This is a genomic window from Stenotrophomonas sp. PS02298, assembly GCF_029959445.1.
Classification (GTDB): domain Bacteria; phylum Pseudomonadota; class Gammaproteobacteria; order Xanthomonadales; family Xanthomonadaceae; genus Stenotrophomonas.
The window spans coordinates 1-2,781 of record NZ_JASCOR010000281.1; the positions used below are offsets into that span (position 1 = coordinate 1).

Sequence of the window (2,781 nt, forward strand, 5' to 3'; positions counted from 1 at the left end):
GGGGCTGGCGGTCCCCAGCGCCTGGCGCGGCGGGGGCGGCGGCGGCCGCCCCCCCCCCCCCCCCCCCCCCCCCCCCCCCCCCCCCCCCACTACAGGTGACGCGCTACTTGGCGGTATCGGCGCCACCAATCGCCGCATCCAGCTCGGCTTTCTGCGCCTTGCTGGCCTGCTCGGTCGCTGCAGCCGCCGCCTTGGCCTGATCCAGATCCTTCTTCATCGCATCACGCAATGCGGTGGCCTGCGGCTCAGGAGGGCGTTCGGTGTCCGGCACTTGTGGCTTGCATGCTGCCAGCGCAAGCAGCAACGGCACCATCAACAGGGAAAGACGCTTCATCGGCATGCTCCGCTGGGCTCAGGCAGCTATCCTAGCCCCATCTTCCTGCAGCGTCCCTTCACGGACGCCGCACCCTGCATTGATGAGGAAACAGCATGAATCCGCAGCGTTGGCGCCTGGATGGGCAAACTGCCTTGGTCACCGGTGCCAGTGCCGGTATTGGCCTGGCAATCGCACGTGAGTTGCTGGGTTTCGGTGCCGATGTGCTGATCGTCGGGCGTGATGCCGACGCACTTGAAACCGCGCGCGATGAACTGGCCGAAACCTTCCCGGAGCGCGCCATCCACGCACTCTCGGCCGACGTCAGCGATGACCAGGATCGGCAGGAAATCCTCGACTGGGTCGAAGACCACAGCGACGGCCTGAACATCCTGGTCAACAACGCCGGTGGCAACACCACCAAGGCGGCAACCGAGTATTCCGAAGACGAATGGCGCGGGATCTTCGAGACCAACCTGTTCTCGGCCTTCGAGCTGTGCCGCTACGCGCACCCGTTGCTCACCCGGCATGCGTCCTCGGCCATCGTCAACGTAGGTAGCGTCTCCGGCATCACCCATGTGCGTAGCGGCGTGGTTTACGGCATGACCAAGGCGGCGATGCAGCAGATGACCCGCAACCTCGCCTGTGAATGGGCCGAGGACGGTATCCGCGTCAACTCGGTGGCGCCGTGGTACATCCGTACCCGCCGTACTTCCGGGCCGTTGTCCGATGCCGATTACTACGATGAAGTGATCGCGCGCACGCCGATGCGGCGCATCGGTGAGCCGGAAGAAGTGGCCGCTGCGGTGAGCTTCCTGTGCCTGCCGGCATCGAGTTATGTCACCGGTGAATGCATCGCGGTGGACGGCGGCTTCCTGCGTTACGGGTTCTGAGTGTTGCAGTCGCTGCCAGCCAGCAGTGACTGCAGGCGGAGATGTTTTTCCCGCAGCGTCTCGGCCTGGCTGGCCGCTGCAAAACGCCATTCCGATTCGGCTTCGTTCACCCATTGCTGCCAGGTAGCGCAGCGCTGCGCGGGGTCGACCGCCGTGCAGGTATCGCGAATCACTTCGCAGGCATCGCCTGCGCCCGTATTGGGGTTGCCGTCCAGACCGGTGACCTGCATGGCCACGCAGCGTGACGGCGGCTCGCTGGTTTCGCTGAAGTAGTTCTGGCCTTCGCGTGTGCGGCACTGGAACAGCTCGGGCAACGGCACCGGTGGTGCCGTCGCAACTGCGGTGGCTTTCGGCGGTTCGGGTGCCGCAGCAGGAACGGGTGCCGCGACCAAGTGCGGCAGCGTTGCAGGCGCCGGGCTGGCAAGCGGTGGCGGAGGTGATCTGGTCTCCACTGCCTGCATGACTTTTTTGCTCTGCTGCTGCGTGCCTTTGGGGCAGGGCATGTTCTGCACGGTGAGCGCGCCGGCGGCATCAGTGCAGCGATAGAACACGACCTCGCCGGCCCGCGCGCTGGCGCTGGCCAGAAGCAGGATCAGGATCAGGCAACGCATCAGGTTCCCCCACAGTCCTGTTCAAGCCGCGCGTCGATGCCGCGTTGCTCGCGGGTCAGTTCCCGACGTTCGCTCTGCAGCGCGCTGTTGTAGCGGCGGATCAGTTCCCAGCGCCGATCACGCAGGCGCGCGCAGACTTCCTGTGGCGGCAGGGCATGGCAGCTGTCTCGCACCAGCACCGAACCCATCGGAACCGCGACACCTGCTCGCCACGGGATACCGCCTCCGCCGGGTGGGCGCGGCGGGCGTGGGCCACCGTGGCCGGGACCATGGGTTGGGTAGGCATAGCCCCAGGTCGGTACCCAGCGTGGATTGCCTTCGTTGTTGTCGCTGGTGTAGCGCTCGCCTTCGCTGGTGACGCACTCGTACATCGGCTGTGGTGGCTGCACCGTGACCACCCGCACTTCGCGCTGGATGACCGGCACGGTTGCTGGGGGGGCTGCTGTGGAGGCCTGCCGCGGTGGTGGATCCTTCGGCCGCGTCATCTCCAGCACCTGTTGCTGATGCGCCTTGGTGCAGGGCGCATCCTGCAGCGACACCGCGCCATTGCTGCCAACACAGCGGTAGATGCGGACATTGTCCGCCGAGCTGGCGGGAGGCGGGTCAACCGCCAGGGCCACGACAGGCAACCAGACCAGGCAACCGAGCAGGCAACCGAGCAGGGGCAGGCGAGCGCGCATGCCGGCAGTGTGCCACGACGGCTTCGTTGTTGTTGTGGGAGCGGCGTAAGCCGCGAAGCTGGCAATCTTGCCGGCCGCGTTCCTGAGTAGCGCCGAGCCATGCTTTCGCCCCCTCCCTTTGGCGAAGCCAAGGGGAGGGCTGGGGAGGGGTTAGCTTTTCAGGCATTACCAGCGTCGCGGCTGACGCAGCTCCCACAAGCATGGCTGGGAACACTCCTGTAGCGCCGAGCCATGTTCGGCTGAGGCGCTACGGGTGAAGCCTCTGCCGAGCATGGCTCGGCACC

The 2,781-nt window shown here is 66.3% G+C and carries 4 protein-coding genes; 1 reads left to right on the forward strand and 3 read right to left on the reverse strand.

What is annotated here, in order from left to right:
- Nucleotides 1-103 precede the first annotated feature (103 nt).
- Nucleotides 104-334 carry a hypothetical protein gene (locus QMX78_RS21025; RefSeq protein ID WP_282273332.1) on the reverse strand — a complete coding sequence of 77 codons (231 nt, stop codon included), beginning with the start codon at nt 332-334 and terminating at the stop codon, nt 104-106.
- Nucleotides 335-429: 95 nt separating this feature from the next.
- Between QMX78_RS21025 and QMX78_RS21030 the strand changes: the two genes are divergently transcribed.
- A complete protein-coding gene (locus QMX78_RS21030) occupies nt 430-1,206 on the forward strand; it encodes an SDR family oxidoreductase (RefSeq protein WP_282273335.1) in 777 nt (258 codons plus the stop codon).
- On the opposite strand, the gene QMX78_RS21035 is transcribed toward QMX78_RS21030, so the two are convergent.
- Both QMX78_RS21035 and QMX78_RS21040 read right to left on the reverse strand, forming a co-directional pair.
- A complete protein-coding gene (locus tag QMX78_RS21035) occupies nt 1,194-1,817 on the reverse strand; it encodes a DUF4124 domain-containing protein (protein WP_282273337.1) in 624 nt (207 codons plus the stop codon). The two genes, QMX78_RS21030 and QMX78_RS21035, sit on opposite strands and share 13 nt — an antisense overlap.
- Entirely contained in the window at nt 1,817-2,497 is a 681-nt protein-coding gene (locus tag QMX78_RS21040) for a DUF4124 domain-containing protein (RefSeq protein ID WP_282273338.1), read from the reverse strand. The genes QMX78_RS21035 and QMX78_RS21040 overlap by 1 nt, the downstream gene beginning before the upstream one ends.
- Nucleotides 2,498-2,781: the final 284 nt, after the last annotated feature.